This window comes from Blautia sp. DFI.3.45 (assembly GCF_020593505.1).
Taxonomy (GTDB): domain Bacteria; phylum Bacillota; class Clostridia; order Lachnospirales; family Lachnospiraceae; genus Blautia_A; species Blautia_A wexlerae.
Window position 1 is genome coordinate 1 of record NZ_JAJDMI010000108.1, and the last position, 2094, is coordinate 2094.

The 2094-nt window shown below is 38.1% G+C and carries 1 protein-coding gene; it reads left to right on the forward strand.

The genetic code is table 11. The features are described 5' to 3' along the window. Positions 1–131: 131 nt before the first annotated feature. Positions 132–1994: an IS1634 family transposase gene (locus LJE09_RS17035; RefSeq protein WP_173681194.1), complete on the forward strand. Its 1863-nt coding sequence runs from the start codon at positions 132–134 to the stop codon at positions 1992–1994. The last annotated feature ends 100 nt before the right edge of the window (positions 1995–2094 follow it).

Here is a 2094-nt window from a genome sequence, read left to right on the forward strand (position 1 = left end):
CGGGGCTTCGACACTTGCGAGAAATAAAAATTACTATAAACCGCAGAAATGCGGGCTTTTTTATGTCAAATTTTATTTATTTTTATGTTGTACGGAGTTGTATTTTATCTTTATATGTGATATAATGAGGTATGAAACTCAATTATGACCGTAAATCCAAGGATCCCACCTACTTTATCCAAATGGGAATCCGTAATGGAAAGAAAACAACTACAAAAAATGTAGCCCGTATCGGAAAGCATTCTGAACTTCTAAAAATTACTGATGACCCTCTTGCTTATGCAAAAGAACAGGTCAGAAAATATAACGAGGAGTATAAAAAAGAAAACAAAGTATCTTTAGAAATCAAAGTTGATTTTGCCGAAAAGATCAAGGCTACAAATGCCATAAGTTCAAACAGCACCCTGTTTAATATCGGGTATTTTTTCCTTCAGCAGTTCTACCATGAACTGGAAATCGGTTCTTTCTTCCAGTCGGCTACTGCTGATATGAAAAATGAATTCGATCCAAACCTGGTCAACCGATTCCTGACTTGTTCCAGAATCCTTCATCCGGATTCGAAACTTGGAACATACCAGAATCTCAGCAGTTACTATGAACAGCCTGAGTTTGGCTATGTCCATATCCTCCGTACAATGGATATCCTGCAGGAACATTATGAGGAATATATCTCCCATCTCTATCATGCCAGCTGCAAGATCGTAAAAAGAGATACTTCTGTATGTTTTTATGACTGCTCAAACTACTACTTTGAAATCGAATCGGATGATGAAGATTATGTAGATGAAATAACCGGCGAGACCATAAAGGGACTGCGGAAATACGGACCAAGTAAAGAGCATCGTCCCAATCCGATCGTCGAAATGGGATTGTTCATGGATAAAGATGGGATTCCTCTTTCCATGTGCATTACTTCTGGTTCTGATAATGAACAGACAACTGCTGTTCCACTGGAAAAACAGCTTACAAAAATGCTGGATGGCAAAAAATTTATTTACTGTGCCGATGCCGGGCTTGGCTCTTTGAATATCAGAAATTTCAATGCCATGGGAGGCAGGGCTTTTATCGTTACGCAATCCATAAAAAAGCTTTCTGCTATCTTACAGCAGGCTGTATTCAACGATACGGGATACAGACTGCTTTCAACAGATGAACCGGCAACCATCCAGGATATGAAAACGTTCGATAAATACATGCCTGGAAATAAAGATCTATACAATGACCGGATCTACAAGATCATTCCTGCGGATAAGGCTTTTGACCTGGGATTATATGAAGAAAAAATCTGTAAGAACGGTTCAGTCAGACGGATAAGATCAAAAGCAGTCGTTCCACAAAAGATCATCGTTTCCTTTTCGAGAAAAATGATGGAGTACCAGCGTTATATACGCAGCCGCCAGATTGAACGGGCAAAAAAACTTTTGAAAAATTTAGATCCCGAGACTTACAAAAAAGGTCCTCATGATGTAACACGTTTTATCAAGCGTACTTCTTCTACAAAGTCCGGAGAAACAGTAACTGATAAATATGCGCTTGATCTGGCTGCGATCGAAGCAGAAGAAAAGTACGATGGTTTTTACGCTGTTGCTACAAATCTTGATGATCCTGCAAAAGATATATTAGAAGTCAGCGCAAACAGATATAAGATTGAAGACTGCTTCAGGGTAATGAAGACAAATTTTTCAGCACGTCCGGTTTTTCATCAGAAACGTGAGCGCATCATTGCCCATTTCATGATCTGTTATACTGCATTACTGATCTATCGGCTGATGGAAAAGAAACTCGATCTATATGGCACACATTTCACTGTAGACAGCATCATTAAAACGCTGAACAGTATGAATGTTGTTAATATTGAAGACATGTGCTATATGTCAGCCTACACCAGTTCAGAAATCTGTACTTCACTAAATGCAGTTACCGGCCTTGGATTAGACAAAAAATATTACCAGCCAAAAGAATTAAATAAAAAAATCAAAAAAATTTTAAAGTAGTGTTTCCATACAACATTCTTTTAAACATAAAAAGTGGCATAACCCCAGTAAAATCAAGGGATTCTGCCACTTTATTTTTATTTAACTGTCGAAGATGGGA